Origin of the sequence: Pseudomonas brassicacearum subsp. neoaurantiaca, assembly GCF_013608025.1 — a bacterium.
GTDB lineage: Bacteria > Pseudomonadota > Gammaproteobacteria > Pseudomonadales > Pseudomonadaceae > Aquipseudomonas.
This window is the reverse complement of record NZ_VDLV01000033.1, coordinates 184,964-202,375: the sequence shown is the minus strand read 5'-3', so window position 1 is coordinate 202,375 and position 17,412 is coordinate 184,964. Positions and strand designations below refer to the sequence as shown.

20 protein-coding genes are annotated in these 17,412 nt (G+C 60.1%); 8 read left to right on the top strand and 12 right to left on the bottom strand.

The window, feature by feature from the left end:
• Positions 1–110: 110 nt before the first annotated feature.
• Positions 111–1,952, bottom strand: a complete 1,842-nt coding sequence (locus FHK92_RS18230) for a potassium transporter Kup (protein WP_375154615.1) — start codon at positions 1,950–1,952, stop codon at positions 111–113.
• A gap of 334 nt (positions 1,953–2,286) precedes the next feature.
• On the opposite strand from FHK92_RS18230, the gene rimO reads away from it, so the two are divergent.
• The 5 genes from rimO (at position 2,287) to tsaA (ending at position 6,569) form a co-directional block, all read left to right on the top strand.
• Entirely contained in the window at positions 2,287–3,627 is a 1,341-nt protein-coding gene (rimO, locus tag FHK92_RS18225; protein WP_181289268.1) for a 30S ribosomal protein S12 methylthiotransferase RimO, read from the top strand.
• A gap of 251 nt (positions 3,628–3,878) precedes the next feature.
• Positions 3,879–4,352, top strand: a complete 474-nt coding sequence (locus FHK92_RS18220; RefSeq protein WP_181289267.1) for a GNAT family N-acetyltransferase — start codon at positions 3,879–3,881, stop codon at positions 4,350–4,352.
• Between the two features lie 82 nt (positions 4,353–4,434).
• Positions 4,435–5,145, top strand: coding sequence for an rRNA pseudouridine synthase (locus tag FHK92_RS18215; protein WP_181289266.1), 711 nt, complete (start codon positions 4,435–4,437; stop codon positions 5,143–5,145).
• 57 nt (positions 5,146–5,202) lie between these two features.
• Positions 5,203–5,664 carry a YehS family protein gene (locus FHK92_RS18210; protein WP_181289265.1) on the top strand — a complete coding sequence of 154 codons (462 nt, stop codon included), beginning with the start codon at positions 5,203–5,205 and terminating at the stop codon, positions 5,662–5,664.
• 206 nt (positions 5,665–5,870) lie between these two features.
• Positions 5,871–6,569, top strand: coding sequence for a tRNA (N6-threonylcarbamoyladenosine(37)-N6)-methyltransferase TrmO (gene tsaA / locus FHK92_RS18205; protein WP_181289264.1), 699 nt, complete (start codon positions 5,871–5,873; stop codon positions 6,567–6,569).
• A 202-nt stretch (positions 6,570–6,771) separates the two neighbouring features.
• Here the strand turns inward: tsaA and fpr are convergent, their stop codons facing one another.
• Positions 6,772–7,551 (bottom strand): ferredoxin-NADP reductase, encoded by a 780-nt coding sequence (gene fpr, locus FHK92_RS18200; protein WP_003198368.1) that lies wholly within the window; start codon positions 7,549–7,551, stop codon positions 6,772–6,774.
• A gap of 122 nt (positions 7,552–7,673) precedes the next feature.
• On the opposite strand from fpr, the gene FHK92_RS18195 reads away from it, so the two are divergent.
• Positions 7,674–8,600 carry a LysR family transcriptional regulator gene (locus FHK92_RS18195; RefSeq protein WP_181289263.1) on the top strand — a complete coding sequence of 309 codons (927 nt, stop codon included), beginning with the start codon at positions 7,674–7,676 and terminating at the stop codon, positions 8,598–8,600.
• Between the two features lie 4 nt (positions 8,601–8,604).
• Here the strand turns inward: FHK92_RS18195 and FHK92_RS18190 are convergent, their stop codons facing one another.
• From FHK92_RS18190 to FHK92_RS18180, 3 genes are all read right to left on the bottom strand, one after another.
• The gene (locus tag FHK92_RS18190; protein ID WP_030139434.1) at positions 8,605–8,967 is read right to left on the bottom strand and encodes a diacylglycerol kinase; all 363 of its coding nucleotides are present in this window, start codon (positions 8,965–8,967) and stop codon (positions 8,605–8,607) included.
• Between the two features lie 71 nt (positions 8,968–9,038).
• The gene (erdR, locus tag FHK92_RS18185; protein WP_181289262.1) at positions 9,039–9,692 is read right to left on the bottom strand and encodes a response regulator transcription factor ErdR; all 654 of its coding nucleotides are present in this window, start codon (positions 9,690–9,692) and stop codon (positions 9,039–9,041) included.
• 214 nt (positions 9,693–9,906) lie between these two features.
• Positions 9,907–10,650 (bottom strand): tRNA-uridine aminocarboxypropyltransferase, encoded by a 744-nt coding sequence (locus FHK92_RS18180; RefSeq protein WP_181289261.1) that lies wholly within the window; start codon positions 10,648–10,650, stop codon positions 9,907–9,909.
• 183 nt (positions 10,651–10,833) lie between these two features.
• On the opposite strand from FHK92_RS18180, the gene FHK92_RS18175 reads away from it, so the two are divergent.
• Complete coding sequence (locus FHK92_RS18175; protein WP_181289260.1) at positions 10,834–11,256, top strand: quorum-sensing-regulated virulence factor family protein; 423 nt, start codon at positions 10,834–10,836, stop codon at positions 11,254–11,256.
• Here FHK92_RS18175 and FHK92_RS18170 read toward each other — a convergent pair whose 3' ends face one another.
• A complete protein-coding gene (locus FHK92_RS18170; protein WP_030139438.1) occupies positions 11,257–11,451 on the bottom strand; it encodes a hypothetical protein in 195 nt (64 codons plus the stop codon).
• Positions 11,452–11,921: 470 nt separating this feature from the next.
• On the opposite strand from FHK92_RS18170, the gene FHK92_RS18165 reads away from it, so the two are divergent.
• Positions 11,922–13,040 carry an LOG family protein gene (locus FHK92_RS18165; protein ID WP_181289259.1) on the top strand — a complete coding sequence of 373 codons (1,119 nt, stop codon included), beginning with the start codon at positions 11,922–11,924 and terminating at the stop codon, positions 13,038–13,040.
• Between the two features lie 48 nt (positions 13,041–13,088).
• Here the strand turns inward: FHK92_RS18165 and recX are convergent, their stop codons facing one another.
• The 6 genes from recX to FHK92_RS18135 all read right to left on the bottom strand — a co-directional run bounded on the left by recX (position 13,089) and on the right by FHK92_RS18135 (position 17,404).
• Positions 13,089–13,556, bottom strand: a complete 468-nt coding sequence (recX, locus tag FHK92_RS18160; RefSeq protein WP_181289258.1) for a recombination regulator RecX — start codon at positions 13,554–13,556, stop codon at positions 13,089–13,091.
• An 8-nt stretch (positions 13,557–13,564) separates the two neighbouring features.
• Positions 13,565–14,617, bottom strand: a complete 1,053-nt coding sequence (recA, locus tag FHK92_RS18155) for a recombinase RecA (RefSeq protein WP_003198351.1) — start codon at positions 14,615–14,617, stop codon at positions 13,565–13,567.
• Between the two features lie 83 nt (positions 14,618–14,700).
• Positions 14,701–15,201, bottom strand: a complete 501-nt coding sequence (locus FHK92_RS18150) for a CinA family protein (protein WP_181289257.1) — start codon at positions 15,199–15,201, stop codon at positions 14,701–14,703.
• A 71-nt stretch (positions 15,202–15,272) separates the two neighbouring features.
• Positions 15,273–15,809, bottom strand: a complete 537-nt coding sequence (locus FHK92_RS18145) for a lysis system i-spanin subunit Rz (protein ID WP_181289256.1) — start codon at positions 15,807–15,809, stop codon at positions 15,273–15,275.
• The gene (locus FHK92_RS18140; RefSeq protein ID WP_181289255.1) at positions 15,791–16,354 is read right to left on the bottom strand and encodes a glycoside hydrolase family 19 protein; all 564 of its coding nucleotides are present in this window, start codon (positions 16,352–16,354) and stop codon (positions 15,791–15,793) included. Before FHK92_RS18140 ends, FHK92_RS18145 begins: the two co-directional genes overlap by 19 nt.
• A 33-nt stretch (positions 16,355–16,387) precedes the next feature.
• Positions 16,388–17,404, bottom strand: a complete 1,017-nt coding sequence (locus FHK92_RS18135) for a contractile injection system protein, VgrG/Pvc8 family (protein WP_181289254.1) — start codon at positions 17,402–17,404, stop codon at positions 16,388–16,390.
• Positions 17,405–17,412 lie beyond the last annotated feature (8 nt).

Here is a 17,412-nt window from a genome sequence, read left to right as displayed (position 1 = left end):
TGCTCGCGAAGGCGGTGGCACATCCAGCATCGAGGGCCCGCTGATCCGACGCTTTCGCGAGCAGGCTCGCTCCTACAAGGAATCCGCCTTGCCATGGCCTTGTTACGGGCCTACATCTCCACCTGCGTCCCCAACTCGATCACCCGGTTCAACGGCAGGTTGAAGAACCGCAAATTACCGTTGGCATTCTTCAGCATGAAGGCGAACAGCGACTCGCGCCAGCGCGCCATACCTTCGAGCTTGGAGGCGATCACGGTCTCGCGGCTGAGGAAGTACGTGGTGCGCATCGGACTGAAATCCAGGTCATCCAAGTGGCAGAGCTTGAGCGCCTGGGGCACGTCCGGTTCGTCGGTGAAGCCGAAGTGCAGGATCACCCGGAAGAATCCGTCCCCGTAGGCATCGACCTCGAAACGCCGCTGCAGCGGTACGCGGGGAATGTCTTCGTACACCACCGTCAGCAACACCACTTGTTCATGCAGCACCTGGTTGTGCAACAGATTGTGCAGCAGTGCATGAGGTACGGCGTCCGAACGCGCGGTCAGGAATACCGCAGTCCCCTTGACCCGATGGGGCGGTTGCACGCGGATGCTGCTGATGAAGATCGGCAGCGGCAACGCGCCTTCGTCGAGACGCTCAACCAGCAACTGCTTGCCGCGCTTCCAAGTGGTCATCAGCACAAACAAGGCAATACCGGCGATGACAGGGAATGCGCCGCCCTGGATGATTTTCGGTACGTTGGCGGCGAAATACAGCCCGTCCACCAACAGGAAACCAACCAGAACCGGGACCGCCAGCAGCGGTGGCCACTTCCACAACAGCAGTATCACGGCCGAAACCAGAATCGTGGTCATCAGCATCGTACCGGTTACCGCCACGCCATAGGCCGAAGCCAGCGCACCGGAGGACTCGAAGCCGAGTACCAGCAACACCACGCCGACCATCAGCGACCAGTTCACAGCACCGATGTAGATCTGGCCCTGTTCGGCGCTGGAGGTGTGCTGGATGTACATGCGCGGGATGTAACCGAGTTGGATCGCCTGGCGTGTCAGCGAGAACGCGCCGGAGATCACTGCCTGGGAGGCAATCACCGTGGCCAGCGTCGACAAGCCCACCAGCGGCAGCAAAGCCCAACTCGGCGCCAGCAGATAGAACGGGTTGCGCGCCGCTTCCGGATCGCCGAGCAGCAAGGCGCCCTGGCCGAAATAGTTGAGCATCAAGCCCGGCAGCACCAGGAGGAACCAGGCGCGGGCAATCGGCTTGCGACCGAAGTGGCCCATGTCGGCGTAGAGCGCTTCGGCGCCTGTCAACGCCAACACCACCGCACCAAGGATCGACACGCCCATTCCCGGATGCACGACGAAGAACCGCACGGCCCACGCGGGATTGACCGCCTGCAGCACTTCCGGATGCTGGCTGATGCCATACACGCCCAGGGCGGCCAGCACCAGGAACCAAGTCACCATGATCGGGCCGAACAGAATGCCGATGCGCGCGGTGCCGTGGCGCTGGATCAGGAACAGGGCCACCAGCACCACCAAGGACAGCGGCACCACCCAATGATCGATGCCGTCGAACGCAAGGCCGAGGCCTTCGATGGCCGACAGCACCGAGATCGCCGGGGTAATCATGCTGTCGCCGTAGAACAGCGCCGCGCCGATCAGGCCGCAGACCACCAGCAACATACGTAACCGCGCCCTTCCCGCCGCCGCCCGCCGCGCCAGGGCGGTGAGCGCCATGATGCCGCCCTCGCCCTGGTTGTCGGCGCGCAGGACAAACATCATGTACTTGAGCGAAACGACCCAGAGCAACGACCAGAAGATCAGTGAGAGAATCCCCAGCACCCCGTCGTGGTTGACCGGTACACCGTAACCACCGGAAAACACTTCCTTCAGGGTGTACAACGGGCTCGTGCCGATGTCGCCATAAACCACCCCGACCGCTGCGACCAGCATGCTCAGCGGTTTCGCTGCCGAATGCTCGGCACCCACCGCCTGACTACTTGCATGACCCATCCAACACTCCTGATTTCCAGACCTGTCTTCTATTAGAGAAGCCGTACACTTTGTGGCGCAGCATGCGCTGTTTTACGCTTTGTTACAGACGTTTTGTTGACTGTAGCAATAGCCAGAAGGCAAAGGCGCGAAGCATAGCGCAGCACTCGTCGCATTTCCCGGTATAAAGCTGGTCAAGTGCGTCGACCACGGATAGAATTGCGCACTTTTTGATCAGAGGCGCGTCAGGCGCCCTGTCTCGGCAAGAGACGATCCCCCTACACCGAGGTTAGACATGTCCACCACTACCGCGCCAGCCAATCCAAAGGTTGGCTTCGTATCCCTGGGTTGCCCGAAGGCTCTGGTCGACTCCGAGCGCATCCTGACCCAACTGCGCATGGAAGGTTATGACGTCGTGTCCACCTACCAGGACGCCGACGTGGTAGTGGTCAACACCTGCGGCTTCATCGACTCGGCCAAGGCCGAATCCCTTGAAGTGATCGGCGAGGCCATCAAGGAAAACGGCAAGGTCATCGTGACCGGCTGCATGGGCGTGGAAGAAGGCAACATCCGCAACGTGCACCCGAGCGTGTTGTCGGTGACCGGACCGCAGCAGTACGAGCAAGTGGTCAACGCCGTGCACGAAGTGGTGCCGCCGCGCCAGGACCACAACCCGCTGATCGATCTGGTGCCGCCTCAAGGCATCAAGCTGACGCCGCGTCACTACGCCTACCTGAAGATTTCCGAAGGCTGCAACCATAGCTGCAGCTTCTGCATCATCCCGTCGATGCGCGGCAAACTGGTCAGCCGCCCGGTGGGCGATGTGCTCGACGAGGCCCAGCGCTTGGTCAAGGCCGGCGTCAAGGAGCTGCTGGTCATCTCCCAGGACACCAGCGCCTACGGTGTCGACGTCAAGTACCGCACCGGTTTCTGGAACGGCGCGCCGGTGAAAACCCGCATGACCGAGCTGTGCGAAGCCCTCAGCACCCTCGGCGTCTGGGTCCGCTTGCACTACGTCTACCCGTACCCACACGTCGACGAGCTGATCCCACTGATGGCCGCCGGCAAGATCCTGCCGTACCTGGACATTCCGTTCCAGCACGCCAGCCCGAAAGTCCTCAAGGCCATGAAACGTCCGGCCTTCGAAGACAAGACCCTGGCGCGCATCAAGAACTGGCGCGAAATCTGCCCGGACCTGATCATCCGCTCGACCTTCATCGTCGGCTTCCCGGGCGAAACCGAAGAAGATTTCCAATACCTGTTGGACTGGCTGACCGAAGCCCAGCTCGACCGCGTCGGCTGCTTCCAATACTCGCCCGTCGAAGGCGCACCCGCCAATGACCTGAACCTGGACGTGGTGCCGGATGAGGTCAAGCAGGACCGTTGGGAGCGCTTCATGGCGCACCAACAGGCCATCAGCTCGGCACGCCTGCAGATGCGCATCGGCCGTGAAATCGAAGTGCTGGTGGACGAAGTCGACGAACAAGGCGCTGTGGGCCGCTGCTTCTTCGACGCCCCGGAAATCGACGGCAACGTGTTCATCGACAACGGCAGCAACCTCAAGCCGGGCGACAAGGTCTGGTGCAAGGTCACCGACGCCGATGAGTATGATTTGTGGGCTGAACAGATCGGTTGATCCAGGCCTGGACTCAGGCCGGGTAGACTTTTGTGGCGAGGGAGCTTGCTCCCGCTGGGCTACGAAGTAGGCCCATCTTTGCGATTGCTACGCAATCGAGCGGGAGCAAGCTCCCTCGCCACGGATTGTTTGCAAGCCATTCGCCGTCTCACGAAAAAATTTTATGAAGCCCTGCTCTGTAACAAGAAGCAGGGCTTTTTTACGGCTATCGTATGCAGACGGGAAATTAACACCACAAGGAACAGGCGGACATGCGCCAGCATTCGGTCATCCACACACCGAAACCGAGCGACTACCAGGAATTGACCCAGGTCTGGGAGGCCTCGGTACGGGCCACCCATGACTTTTTGCCGGACAGCTACATCGAGCTGCTGAAAAACCTCGTGCTCACCCGTTATCTGGACGCGGTGATGCTCATCTGCACTCGCGACAATCGTCAACGCATCACCGGTTTTGCGGGCGTGGCGGCTGGCAAGATTGAAATGCTGTTCATCGACCCGCAACATCGTGGCCAGGGCCTGGGTAAACAGTTGCTGCGCTACGCCATGGAAAACTTGAACGCCGACCAGTTGGACGTCAATGAGCAGAACCCGCAGGCCCTGGGCTTCTACCTCAAGCAAGGGTTCGAAGTGGTGGGCCGTTCGGCACGGGATGGAATGGACCAGCCCTACCCGCTCCTGCACATGCGCTACAAACAACCTGACCTTAAGGCAGGACGCGGCTAAAAACGGCATGAGGCAAATGGACCCGCGATTAACCGGCGCCACACAGGTACAATGCCCACCCTCTTTTTGTTACGGCCCCGTCATGACTGACCCGATACGTCTCTCCAAGCGCCTCATCGAACTCGTCGGCTGTTCCCGTCGAGAAGCGGAGCTGTTCATCGAGGGCGGCTGGGTCACCGTGGACGGCGAAGTGATCGATGAGCCGCAGTTCAAGGTCACCACCGAAAAGGTCGAACTCGATCCCGAGGCCAAGGCCACCGCGCCGGAGCCCGTGACGTTGCTGTTGAACGTCCCGGCAGGCATGGATGTCGACACGGCCATGGCAACCCTTGGGCCACAGACCTTGAGCGAAGAGCATCGCTTCGGCAAGCGCCCGCTCAAGGGCCATTTTCTGCGCCTGACCGCCAGCGCCGACCTGCAGGCCAACGCCAGCGGGTTGCTGGTATTTACCCAGGACTGGAAGATCTTGCGCAAGCTGACCGCCGACGCAGCGAAGATCGAGCAGGAATACGTAGTGGAAGTCGAAGGCGAGATGGTCGCCCATGGCCTCAATCGCCTGAATCACGGGCTGACCTACAAAGGCAAGGAATTGCCGGCGGTCAAGGCCAGCTGGCAGAACGAAAACCGCCTGCGCTTCGCCATGAAGAACCCGCAACCTGGCGTGATCGCGCTGTTTTGCCAGGCGGTCGGCCTGAAGGTCGTCGCCATCCGCCGCATCCGCATCGGCGGCGTGTCCATCGGCAAGGTGCCCCTGGGCCAGTGGCGCTACCTGTCTGCCAAAGAAAAATTCTAATTTTCCGGCGCCACACCGAACCGGGGCGCCCACTGCCGATTCATCAGGATTGCATACATGATTCACAACGACGTACTGCGCAGCGTGCGCTACATGCTCGACATCAACGACAAGAAAGTCATCGAGATCATCAAACTGGGCGGGCTGGAAGTGTCCCTGGCGGACCTCACCGGCTATCTCAAGAAGGATGAGGAAGAAGGCTTCGTGTTTTGCCCGGACCTGGTCATGGCGCATTTCCTCGATGGCCTGGTGGTTTTCAAGCGTGGCAAGGACGAAAGCCGTCCACCGCAGCCGATCGAAGTGCCGGTGACCAACAACATCATCCTGAAAAAACTGCGCGTGGCGTTCGAGCTGAAGGAAGACGACATGCACGCCATCCTCAAGGCCGCCGAATTCCCGGTGTCCAAGCCGGAACTGAGCGCGTTGTTTCGCAAATTCGGCCACACCAACTATCGCCCGTGCGGCGACCAGTTGCTGCGCAACTTCCTCAAGGGCCTGACGCTGCGCGTTCGCGGCTGACTATCTCGGTCTCCAAAGACTCTGTGGCGAGGGAGCTTGCTCCCGCTGGGCTGCGAAGCGGCCCTCTGGTTTTGCCTGACACACCGCGAGGGGACGCTACGCGTCCAGCGGGAGCAAGCTCCCTCGCCACAAAAGCCTCCGCCACCAAGGGCAAGACCTGCCGCCCGCGCTATGATGCCCATTTAATCCTGCGTCGATCCCAGCCCATGACCTACAGCGTCTCCCCCATTGGCTTCGTCCGCTCCTGCTTCAAGGAGAAGTTCGCCATCCCCCGCCAACCGCAACTGGCCCCGGCCGCGCGCGGTGTGCTGGAACTGGTGGCGCCGTTCGACCAGGGTGAGGCGGTGCAGGGTCTGGAACAAGTCAGCCATGTCTGGTTGCTGTTCCTGTTCCACCAGGCGCTGGAAGACAAGCCACGGTTGAAAGTCCGCCCGCCACGCCTGGGGGGCAACAAATCCATGGGGGTTTTCGCCACACGCGCGACACACCGCCCGAACGGCATCGGCCAGTCAGTGGTGAAGCTGGAACGGGTCGAAGCTGGACGCCTGTGGATCTCGGGTATCGATCTGCTGGATGGCACACCGGTGCTCGACATCAAGCCCTACGTGCCCTATGCGGACATCATCGACTCGGCCTCCAACAGCATCGCCAGTGCCGCGCCTGAGTTGATTCCGGTGCAATGGTCTGAGGCAGCCCTGATCCAGGCCCGCGAACATGCCATGCGCCTGGAAGAGCCCTTGGTGGAGCTGATTGATCAGTGCCTGGCCCAGGACCCACGCCCGGCGTACCAAATTCCTACAGCCGAACGGGAATATGGTGCGCAGTTCTGGGACTTGGATGTGCGTTGGCATTATCCGGAGGCGGGGGTAATTCGGGTGTTGGAAGTGATCCCAGCGAAGGAGTAATCGCCGGAAACGAAAAAGCCCGCGCGGCCTTCGTCAGGCGGCGCGGGCTTTTCTGTCTTTCAGTTGGACCGAGTCGCTGCCATCGCGAGCAAGCTCGCTCCCACGCTGGGATATGTGTGCCACGACTCTTGTGGTCACTGCAAATCGAATGTGGGAGCGAGCTTGCTCGCGATGGCGATCTATCAGCCACCACAATTTCAGCTTATTTCTCTACAAACGCCCGCTCGATCAGGTAATCACCCGGCTCGCGCATACGCGGCGAAACGGTCAGGCCGAAGCTGTTGAGCACTTCGCTGGTTTCGTCGAGCATGCTCGGGCTGCCGCACAGCATCGCGCGGTCGTCCTGTGGATTGATCGGCGGCAGACCGATATCGCGGAACAATTTGCCGCTGCGCATCAGGTCGGTCAGGCGGCCTTCGTTCTCGAATGGCTCGCGGGTCACCGTCGGGTAGTAGATCAGCTTTTCACGCAGCGCTTCGCCGAAGAACTCGTTCTGTGGCAGGTGCTCGGTGATGAACTCGCGGTAGGCGACTTCATTGACGTAACGCACGCCGTGGCACAGGATCACCTTCTCGAAACGCTCGTAGGTTTCCGGATCCTGGATGACGCTCATGAACGGCGCCAGGCCGGTGCCGGTGCTGAGCAGGTAAAGATGCTTGCCTGGCTTGAGGTCGTCCAGCACCAGCGTGCCGGTAGGCTTCTTGCTGATGATGATCTCGTCGCCTTCCTTCAGGTGCTGCAACTGGGAAGTCAGCGGACCGTCGGGAACCTTGATGCTGAAGAATTCGAGATGCTCTTCCCAGTTCGGGCTGGCAATCGAATAAGCGCGCATAAGCGGGCGGCCGTTGGGCTGTTGCAGGCCGATCATCACGAACTGACCGTTCTCGAAGCGCAGGCCCGGATCGCGGGTGCACTTGAAGCTGAACAGAGTGTCGTTCCAGTGATGAACACTGAGGACACGCTCGTGGTTCATGTTGCTCATGTACGGGGGACTCCTGGAAATGATGCCTGCGCCGATAATCTGCGCAATTGCATCGCATTCTAATGGCGGCGACAATATCTGTTAAATGGATTATTAAGATAAGGGTTATCGGTTATATAGATATGCGATTTACTCTACGTCAACTACAAGTCTTCGTCGCCGTCGCCCAACAGGAAAGCGTGTCCCGTGCCGCGGGCCTGCTCAATCTGTCGCAATCGGCCGCCAGCACCTCCATCACTGAATTGGAGCGCCAATCCAGCTGCCAATTGTTCGATCGCGCCGGCAAGCGCCTGAGCCTCAACGCCCTGGGCAAGCAGTTGCTACCCCAGGCCGTGGCGTTGCTCGACCAGGCCAAGGAAATCGAAGACTTGCTCAACGGCAAGTCTGGATTCGGCTCGCTGGCGGTCGGCGCCACGCTGACCATTGGCAACTACCTGGCGACGCTGCTGATCGGCGGCTTCATGCAACGCCACCCGGAAAGCCAGGTAAAGCTGCACGTACAAAACACTGCCAATATCGTGCACCAGGTCGCCCACTATGAAATTGATCTGGGTCTAATCGAAGGCGACTGCAGTCATCCGGACATCGAGGTGCAGAGCTGGGTCGAGGATGAACTGGTGGTGTTCTGCGCGCCCCAGCATCCGTTGGCCAAGCGTGGGCAGGCGACGATGGAGGAATTGACCCGCGAGGCCTGGATCCTGCGCGAACAGGGTTCCGGCACCCGACTGACCTTCGACCAGGCCATGCGCCACCACCGCAGCGCGCTGAACATCCGCCTGGAGCTGGAACACACTGAAGCGATCAAGCGTGCCGTGGAGTCCGGCCTGGGGATTGGCTGCATCTCACGGCTGGCCCTGCGTGATGCATTCCGCCGCGGCAGCCTCGTGGCAGTGGAAACCCCGGACATGGACCTGGCGCGGCAGTTCTACTTCATCTGGCACAAGCAGAAATACCAGACCTCGGCCATGCGTGAATTCCTCGACCTGTGCCGGGCATTCACCGCTGGGGTGCAACGCAGCGACGAGATCGTCCTGCCGGCCATCGCCTGAGCTATCAGAGCAGCACGAGGCCCCAGACCAAGGCAATCATCGTCAAGGCGACAAGCTGGGCGGCGCTGCCCATGTCCTTGGCGTTTTTCGACAACGGGTGCAGTTCGAGGGAAATGCGGTCAATCGCCGCCTCTACCGCCGAGTTGAGCAACTCCACGATCAAGGCCAGCAGGCATACCGCGACCAGCAATGCCTGCTCGACGCGGCTGACGTTCAGGAAGAACGACAACGGAATCAGGATAACGTTGAGCAGCACCAGTTGACGGAACGCGGCTTCGCCGACAAAAGCTGCACGCAGCCCGTCCAAGGAATAGCCGGAAGCGTTGAGGATGCGTTTCAGGCCGGTTTGGCCTTTAAAAGGAGACATAGAATTGGCAACTGGTCGAAAGGAGTGGGGAAGCTAATGCAAACGCGGTCAAAAAAGCGTGAATTCACAACCTACGATTGCGGGGAAATTGACTCAAGTTGTTGCAGCAGTAACGCCGCCTGGGTTCGCGTCCGCACGTTGAGTTTACGAAAGATGGCCGTGACGTGAGCCTTGATGGTGGCCTCCGAGACGTTCAACTCATAGGCAATCTGCTTGTTCAGGAGGCCTTCGCAGACCATGGTAAGCACCCGGAACTGCTGCGGTGTCAGGCTGGCCAATCCTTCGCTGGCAGCCTTGGCTTCCTCGGACACGCTCACCGCCTCGAATGCCTGCGGCGGCCAGGATACGTCGCCATTGAGGACAGCCTTGACTGCGTGCTGAATCATTTCCAGGGAACTGGATTTGGGAATGAATCCACTGGCGCCAAACTCCCGGGCCTTCACCATCACCGAGGCCTCTTCCTGGGCCGAGACCATCACCACGGGAATTTGTGGGTACTGTCCACGCAACAGCACCAGGCCGGAAAAGCCATACGCACCGGGCATGTTCAAGTCCAGCAGCACCAGGTCCCAGTCAGCCTTCTCAGCCAATCGGGTTTCCAGTTCCGCAATGCTGGCCACCTCCGTCAACCGGACGTCCGAGCCGAGGCCCAGGGTCACTGCCTGATGCAACGCGCTGCGAAAGAGCGGATGGTCATCGGCAATCAGGATTTCGTATGTGGCCATTTTTCAAATGATCCTGTTTTTAATGGCAGGCCCGATGCATTCGCGCCTCGCCAAACAACTCAAGACACCGCCGACAGCGGCATCCACAGGGGCACGTTCAACGCCAATCACAGCGTTTCAAACTCTGGCCGCACCCTGGTCGGCGCCAAGCATGCCCAGCGAAGCCAGGGTGGTCAAGCAGCACGGCCGCCGCTATGTCCAGTATGGGCCACTATTAGGCCAATACCGCTTGGCCGGCACGGACAAAGGGCTGCAATTCGGCATGGGCCGGGGTCGACACGTCCACTTCCTGCTGGCGCTTGGCACCCAGGTAATGTTGGCTGAACACATCGAAATAGGCATCCAGCGCCGACGCGGCGTCGCTGTCCCCTGCCAGCTCCAGGCACAGGGCCGCCACTTCAGCGGTGCATAAGTGCTCACTTCGCGTCGAGCGCCGCAGGCGATAACGCGACAGTTTATCGGGCAGCAGGCTCAAGATCGGTAATTGATCGAAATAAGGACTCTTGCGGAACATTTTCCGCGCTTCCGTCCAAGTGGCGTCCAGCAGGATGAACAATGGACGCTTGCCCGGGTTGAGCTCGACCGTGTGGGTGACCCGCGACGGTTCGACATACTCCCCTGGAAATACCAGGTATGGCTGCCATTGCGGGTCGTTCAGCAATGCGAGCAATTGCTTGTCGACGTCGGTGCGCGACCAGATGAACGCATGGTTTTCGCGCACCACATCGGCAATCAGCCAACCGGTATTGCTTGGCTTGAAGACTTCTTTATTGGTCATGATCAGGCAGACCCCGGAGCGGGTCTCGACGCTAGGGCGCCAGGCGCACAGGCAATGACTCTCGATGACACGGCAAGCGCCACAGCGGGGAGCGCGCCAACCCCGGGCCTGGATCGGCTTGATGCCTTCATCGACACGCTGGTCGCGCAGGCGGGCTACGGCGTTAGGGGCATGGTTCATCGCGGGCAGTGCCCGTAGACAGGAGAACTCGACACGAACAGGACTCGGCAGAACAATGAAGGCCGGCAGTCTACCAGAGCGCGCAAGCCTGTACCGTCCACCCGGGCTCCCCTATAATCGCCGCCACTGAACGCACAGTCACGTGGCCGGTCGAACCACCAGTCACTGAACCAGGAGAGTTTCATGCTGCGCCTTATCGTCCCAACCGTTGCCGTTCTACTGGCGACGTCCATCAGCGCTCAGGCTGCGTCGCTGAAAGAACTCGAACTGAACAAGATGCTGCAGAACGTCGCCAAGGAAAGCAGCGTCGGTACGCCGCGGGCGATCAACGAAGACATTCTCGACCAGGGTTATACCGTTGAAGGCACCGAGCTGGTCAACCACCTCAGCGTGCAAAGCAGCCATGCCCAGAAAATGCGCGCAGATCCCAAGGCAGTCTATTTCCAACTGGGCTCCACGGTGTGCACCAATCCGGGATTCCGCAAGCTGATGGCCAAGGGCGCGACCATGCGCTACGAGTTCACTGAAGTGAAGACCAACCGCCCGGTCGCCACCGAACGCTTCCAGGAATCGGACTGCCCGAAAGCGGCCAAGACCAAGAAATAATCAGCCCGTACGCGCGCGCCGCTGCTCTTCGTCGGCGCGCAGCTCCGCCACCAACGCTTGCAGATAGCGCGAGCGCCACTCCCTACCTTCCAATCGACGGCAGCACTCCTCCTCGAGGCTTACCCGATTGGCTTGGGCCGCCTCCAAAAGTGTCAGGTACAACTGCCTGTCGAGCTCCAGAGTCACTCTGGTCATCTCTCCCGCCTCCCTGCCCATCCAATGCCTCACTCCATCGCGCGGACGCCCAGCCCTGGACGTCGAATTGCATTGACACGCTTGTTATTGAGTAAATCAGAGCGGCACGCACCCAGTCGGCGATCTGACGAGCGGTACGAAATTCGAGGTGAGTTCTGATTCCCCAGGACAACCGGGGAGGAGTTGCAAACGTTCATGTTCGAGCGCCATGATCAGCAACGGACTAAATTCAACGTATCGCCTGATAGCGGGCAGACAGAGGCTGCCCTCGCCAGTACGTAACGCATGATTGTTTTTTCATCCAAGGGAAACAGCAGGACCCATTGGATCGCTTGGCCGCCTTGCTGCAAATTGCGTCGAGCCAGGTTAACGCCCGGGCATACGCCCGGACTGACAACGGCACAGGAGGTGTCGCGGCCCTGACGAATCTCTCGCCGGGGCCGGGGGTTCTGTCCAGAAGGAGAAGCTGAATGCCGTACAAACCGAATGATCTGCTCAGCCGTCATTTTGAGAAGCATGGCCACGACCTCACCCGCAGGGTCGAAGAGCAACTCAACCTGGTATCGCCCAACAGCCCCAACCTCCCCATCTACCGCGACATGATCCTGACCGTGCTGCGCATGGCCCAGGAAGATCACAACCGCTGGAATGCCAAGATTACCCTTCAGGCCCTGCGCGAACTGGAGCACGCGTTTCGCACGCTTGAACAATTCAAGGGGCGCCGCAAGGTGACGGTCTTTGGCTCGGCCCGAACGCCCATTGAGCATCCACTCTATGGGCTGGCACGCGAACTGGGCGCGGCGCTGGCTCGCTCGGACATGATGGTCATCACTGGCGCCGGCGGCGGAATCATGGCCGCAGCCCATGAAGGCGCGGGCCGGGAGCATAGCCTGGGATTCAACATCACCCTGCCCTTCGAACAGCACGCCAACCCGACCGTCGAAGGCACGCAAAACCTATTGCCGTTCCACTTCTTCTTCACCCGCAAGCTGTTTTTCGTCAAGGAAGCCGACGCACTGGTGCTCTGCCCGGGCGGTTTCGGCACCCTGGATGAAGCGCTGGAGGTTTTGACGCTGGTGCAGACCGGCAAGAGCCCATTAGTGCCAGTAGTGCTGCTGGACGCGCCCGGCGGCAAGTTCTGGCAGAGCGCCCTGGACTTCATCCGCGAACAATTGGAGGAGAACCGCTACATCCTGCCGACCGACATGAAGTTGATGCGTCTGGTGTATAGCGCCGAGGAAGCTGTAGAGGAAATCAATCAGTTCTATCGCAACTTCCATTCCAGCCGCTGGCTCAAGCATCAATTCGTGATTCGCATGAATCACAAACTCAATGAACAGGCGTTGCAGCAGATGCAGGTCGAATTTGCCGACCTGTGCCTGAACGACTGTTTTCATCAGCATGCCTATAGCGGCGAAGAACCCGAGGAAGCGCCTTTCAGTCATCTGACGCGATTGGCATTTACGTTCAATGCCCGGGATCACGGCCGTTTAAGGGCATTGGTGGATTACATCAATCTGCCGGAAAACTGGGCTCAACCTTCCACCAAGGTCCACCCGCTCACCTGGGAACCGATCAAGGTCACTTGAGGCCCATAAAAAAACGGCCCGCTATCGAAATAGCGGGCCGTTTTTTATTCAATCATCCATGCCACGACCGCTGAACAAACGGTTGATCATTTCCATGGAATATCCCCGATACGCCAGGAAGCGCCCCTGCTTGGCTCGCTCCTTGGCATCAACAGGCAGATGTCCGGAGAACTTGCGACGCCAGGTTTCCATCAGCTGTTCCTGCCAATCGATACCGCTTTCGCGCAAGGCAAGTTCAATATCCGGACGTTGCAGGCCACGCTGGCCAAGTTCTTCGCGAATCCGCATCGGACCGTAGCCGGAGCGAGCGCGATAAGAGACAAAACTCTCAAGGTAACGCGCTTCCGACAACAGGCCCTCTTCCATCAAACGGTCAAGGGCGGTATCGATCAACTCATCGGAAGCACCGCGCTGACGCAATTTACGGGTCAGTTCAACTCGACCATGCTCGCGCCTTGCGAGCAGGTCCATTGCGGTTCGCCGCACCGCGACGAGGGTATCGAGCTCAGCGGTCATCGGATCGATCAGATATCAGCGTCAGCCAGATCGTCAGCCGTCTCGCGATTGGCCACGGATTTGACGTCGGCGACCGGGCTCAAAAGTTTGTCGCGCAATTGCTTCTCGAGGGCTGCTGCCACTTCCGGGTTGTCCGCCAGGAACTTGGCCGAGTTGGCTTTGCCCTGACCGATCTTGGTACCGTTGTAGGCATACCAGGCGCCCGACTTCTCGACAAAACCGTGCAACACACCCAGGTCGATCATCTCACCATTGAGGTAGATGCCCTTGCCGTACAGGATCTGGAATTCAGCCTGGCGGAACGGGGACGCCACTTTGTTCTTCACAACCTTGACGCGGGTTTCGCTGCCGACAACCTCATCACCTTCTTTCACCGCGCCAGTGCGGCGGATGTCGAGGCGAACCGAAGCGTAGAACTTCAACGCGTTACCACCGGTGGTGGTTTCAGGGCTGCCGAACATCACGCCGATCTTCATGCGGATCTGGTTGATGAAAATCACCAGGCAGTTGGCGTTCTTGATGTTACCGGTGATCTTGCGCAGGGCCTGGGACATCAGGCGAGCCTGGAGGCCCACGTGCATGTCGCCCATTTCACCTTCGATTTCCGCTTTTGGTACCAGTGCTGCCACGGAGTCGACGATGATCACGTCTACCGCGTTGGAACGCACCAGCATGTCGGTGATTTCCAGGGCCTGCTCGCCGGTGTCCGGCTGGGAAACCAGCAGGTCATCTACGTTGACGCCCAGCTTGCCGGCGTATTCCGGGTCCAGGGCGTGTTCGGCATCGACGAAGGCGCAAGTCGCGCCGGCTTTTTGAGCCTGGGCGATCACGGACAGGGTCAGCGTGGTTTTACCGGAGGATTCAGGACCGTAGATTTCAACAATACGACCTTTTGGCAAGCCGCCGATGCCAAGCGCGATGTCCAGGCCCAGGGAGCCGGTGGAGATGGAAGGAATAGCCTGACGGTCCTGATCGCCCATACGCATTACGGCACCCTTGCCGAATTGACGTTCGATCTGACCCAAGGCCGCAGCCAAGGCTTTCTTCTTGTTGTCGTCCATTAAAGTCCTCACGTAATCAATAAGGCCTGACGGCCAACACCTGTATAAGTAGCCAGTATTATTCCACAGCGATCGGGGATCGCCTACCCCTGATTTGAGATTTCTCCGGCGGCATGTTGTAACAGCCCGTCTAGCGCGGCCTTCACCGTTTGTCGGCGGACCTCGTCGCGGTTGCCCGGAAGGAACTTCTGCTCGCTGAACACCGCTTCGCCAACGGCCCAGGCCAACCACACGGTGCCCACTGGCTTGCTCGGCGAGCCGCCATCCGGCCCGGCCACGCCGCTGACCGCCACGGCGAAACGCGCCAGGCTTTTCTGCTGCGCGCCCCGCGCCATGGCTTCCACCACCTCACGGCTGACCGCGCCCACTTTCTCGAACAACTCGTCGGGCACACTCAACTGCTGGGTCTTCTGGCGATTGGAATAGGTGACAAAACCGGCCTCGAACCAGGCCGAGCTCCCCGGTATCCGGGTGATCGCCTCGGCAATCCCGCCACCAGTGCAGGACTCGGCGGTGGTGACATGGGCATTGAGCAACTGCAAGCGCCTGCCCAGTTCAGCGGCCTGCTCGGTAATGTCGTCCATGATGCTCTCCTGATTCAACGCGATTGGCGCCTACCGTACACGAGCATTCGAAGCTTGCAAGGCTCGGCGGATCACTGGCGCAGCGCCCGGACATAGGCCTGGCAAGCCTGCAAGGCGATCAATCCACGGTCGCCCTCGTCGGTGATGGCGATAATTCGTTGAGCATGCGCCGGGTCAAGTCGGGCGCGTGGGGCGCCATGATCCACTCTGCTGGTGCCGGCGGCGGCAGGCACTGCGCAACCGGCGGCAACATCGTCGGCGTCGAGGAGGACTGACAGCCGGACATCGGCAGTAGCAAGGCGATCGCGCAGGCGATCCTGGTCACGTTGGGCATCGCTCAGGGCTCGGTAGTGGGTTTGTTCGCTGGCGGAGAGCTGCTGCTCCAGGGCAAGACGTTTGTCTTGCTCAACCTTTTGCTGCATCACAGATGCCTGGGTGATTTGATTCAGGGTTTCGGACTGCGACTGCGCCAGCTGCGCCAACTGCTTGCCGTATCGCCAATCCTGGAGCCGCCACATCACCATCGCGGGACCGCCGATCAACAGCATCAGCAACATCACGACACCAAGCGAGCGCAAAGAAAAAGACATCAGGCCGAAGGCTGGCATAACACCTCCCTCGCCCTGGCCCAGAGTTGCAAGCGATCCTGCAACCCATTCAAACCACCATTGATGCGTCGCGTGATGCTGTTGAATTGGTCACGATCAGCCAGCTCGTTCAAGCCGTTCCGCTCCCAGAACCACGCGGCAGACTCGGCGGCCCATTGCGGTTGTTCCAGCAGTTCGGGCAAGGCCAGCAGGCGCTCATCGCCAAACAATCCCAGGCTGCAACGAAGGTAATTGTCGTGGCCGGTAATCTGGATCAACCCCCGGCCGCGATACTTCTGGCCATCGCCGTCGGCCTGGGGCGAATTGCCCAGGCGGACGGCCAGGGTTCCGATGTCGTATTTGCTCAGGTATTGCTCGCTGCCCAGCTCCCGCACGTAACGCAGTTGGCCGGATTCATGACCGACCTGGGCCAGGAACGCGGCGATGCGCTTCGAGCTGATGATGTGAAAGCGCCCCATGGCAGCGTTGAGCACAGGTGCAAAAACGCCGGCGTTGATGCCGGCGTTTGGAAGGATACGCAGCAGTTGTGCCTGCGTGATTGGCATAGCGTTCTCCTTGATGCTACGTAACGGTTGGCATCACTCCCTGGCGTCCAGGCAGGTCGCGTCGATGCTGCAGCGGTAGCTCCTTTCCCGGCTGCCGCTGGCAGTGACCTTGTCGATCGACCAGCGACCACGCATGAAATCCGGCCAGGAGGGGTCCAGCAGCACGATGCCTTCGGCAGCCAGCCACGGGTTGCCAGGGCATTCGATCTTCACCTTGAGGGCTTCGCGCATCATCCGGCGCACCTCGCCTTCACCGGCCGCGCGGGCATCGTCTGCGCTCTGGAAACGCTGGCGAAGGGTCTTGAACGGTGCGATGCCGCTTTCTTCGACACGGACCTTGCCAGCCTCCGCATCCCACCACGTCGTCTTGCAGCCCTGGTATTTCGCCCGGGCGTTTTCATCCAGCACAGCGGAGATGAAGGCGTGGTCGCCCGGGCGATTGTTTGTCGTCACCGACAGCTTCATCTCGGGCAGGACCTTGCCCGACAACGACTTCGCCTGGCCGCGCCGAGCCAGTACATACAACTCGTTGACCGGTTTGGCGACGGCGTCATAACGATGAGCCAGGCGCGTCAGGAAGCCCATGTCGGTTTCGTTGGATTGGTCAATGTGCTGGATTTTAATCAGCGAAAGCTCCGGCGCCACACGGGGCGAAAACCCGTGCCTGGAGGTCAGCTGACGAAACAGCGCCCCCAAGGTCGTCGGGCCATGGCTGGCGGATCGGCGCTGCTTGAAACCGGTCTGGTCCGCCGCGCTGAACGGCGCCGCCATAGCCACCAGCACCAGTTGTAGCGGGAACAGGAACGGCGTGCGCCGAGTGATGACGAACTCACCTTTGTCCACCAGACCCGACTCCAGATAACCGACCCGCAGGCCGATTTTCCCACCCAGGCTGGGCAACCCTTCCAGCCCGTCCAAGCTGAGGGTGAGCGTCAGCTGATCGGACTCGATCCCCGCCGCGTCGACATGCTCCCACTTGAGCAGACGCTCGTTAAGCAACGCAGCGTTCGCGCCATAAATTTCAACCGCAGGCGTGAAACCCAATGACATGTCGCCTC

Bases quoted from the DNA above. Each gene is read 5' to 3' on its own strand.
- FHK92_RS18230 (WP_375154615.1), bottom strand. From the start codon at position 1,952: ATGCTGGTCGCAGCGGTCGGGGTGGTTTATGGCGACATCGGCACGAGC.
- rimO (WP_181289268.1), top strand. From the start codon at position 2,287: ATGTCCACCACTACCGCGCCAGCCAATCCAAAGGTTGGCTTCGTATCC.
- FHK92_RS18220 (WP_181289267.1), top strand. From the start codon at position 3,879: ATGCGCCAGCATTCGGTCATCCACACACCGAAACCGAGCGACTACCAG.
- FHK92_RS18215 (WP_181289266.1), top strand. From the start codon at position 4,435: ATGACTGACCCGATACGTCTCTCCAAGCGCCTCATCGAACTCGTCGGC.
- FHK92_RS18210 (WP_181289265.1), top strand. From the start codon at position 5,203: ATGATTCACAACGACGTACTGCGCAGCGTGCGCTACATGCTCGACATC.
- tsaA (WP_181289264.1), top strand. From the start codon at position 5,871: ATGACCTACAGCGTCTCCCCCATTGGCTTCGTCCGCTCCTGCTTCAAG.
- fpr (WP_003198368.1), bottom strand. From the start codon at position 7,551: ATGAGCAACATGAACCACGAGCGTGTCCTCAGTGTTCATCACTGGAAC.
- FHK92_RS18195 (WP_181289263.1), top strand. From the start codon at position 7,674: ATGCGATTTACTCTACGTCAACTACAAGTCTTCGTCGCCGTCGCCCAA.
- FHK92_RS18190 (WP_030139434.1), bottom strand. From the start codon at position 8,967: ATGTCTCCTTTTAAAGGCCAAACCGGCCTGAAACGCATCCTCAACGCT.
- erdR (WP_181289262.1), bottom strand. From the start codon at position 9,692: ATGGCCACATACGAAATCCTGATTGCCGATGACCATCCGCTCTTTCGC.
- FHK92_RS18180 (WP_181289261.1), bottom strand. From the start codon at position 10,650: ATGAACCATGCCCCTAACGCCGTAGCCCGCCTGCGCGACCAGCGTGTC.
- FHK92_RS18175 (WP_181289260.1), top strand. From the start codon at position 10,834: ATGCTGCGCCTTATCGTCCCAACCGTTGCCGTTCTACTGGCGACGTCC.
- FHK92_RS18170 (WP_030139438.1), bottom strand. From the start codon at position 11,451: ATGACCAGAGTGACTCTGGAGCTCGACAGGCAGTTGTACCTGACACTT.
- FHK92_RS18165 (WP_181289259.1), top strand. From the start codon at position 11,922: ATGCCGTACAAACCGAATGATCTGCTCAGCCGTCATTTTGAGAAGCAT.
- recX (WP_181289258.1), bottom strand. From the start codon at position 13,556: ATGACCGCTGAGCTCGATACCCTCGTCGCGGTGCGGCGAACCGCAATG.
- recA (WP_003198351.1), bottom strand. From the start codon at position 14,617: ATGGACGACAACAAGAAGAAAGCCTTGGCTGCGGCCTTGGGTCAGATC.
- FHK92_RS18150 (WP_181289257.1), bottom strand. From the start codon at position 15,201: ATGGACGACATTACCGAGCAGGCCGCTGAACTGGGCAGGCGCTTGCAG.
- FHK92_RS18145 (WP_181289256.1), bottom strand. From the start codon at position 15,809: ATGCCAGCCTTCGGCCTGATGTCTTTTTCTTTGCGCTCGCTTGGTGTC.
- FHK92_RS18140 (WP_181289255.1), bottom strand. From the start codon at position 16,354: ATGCCAATCACGCAGGCACAACTGCTGCGTATCCTTCCAAACGCCGGC.
- FHK92_RS18135 (WP_181289254.1), bottom strand. From the start codon at position 17,404: ATGTCATTGGGTTTCACGCCTGCGGTTGAAATTTATGGCGCGAACGCT.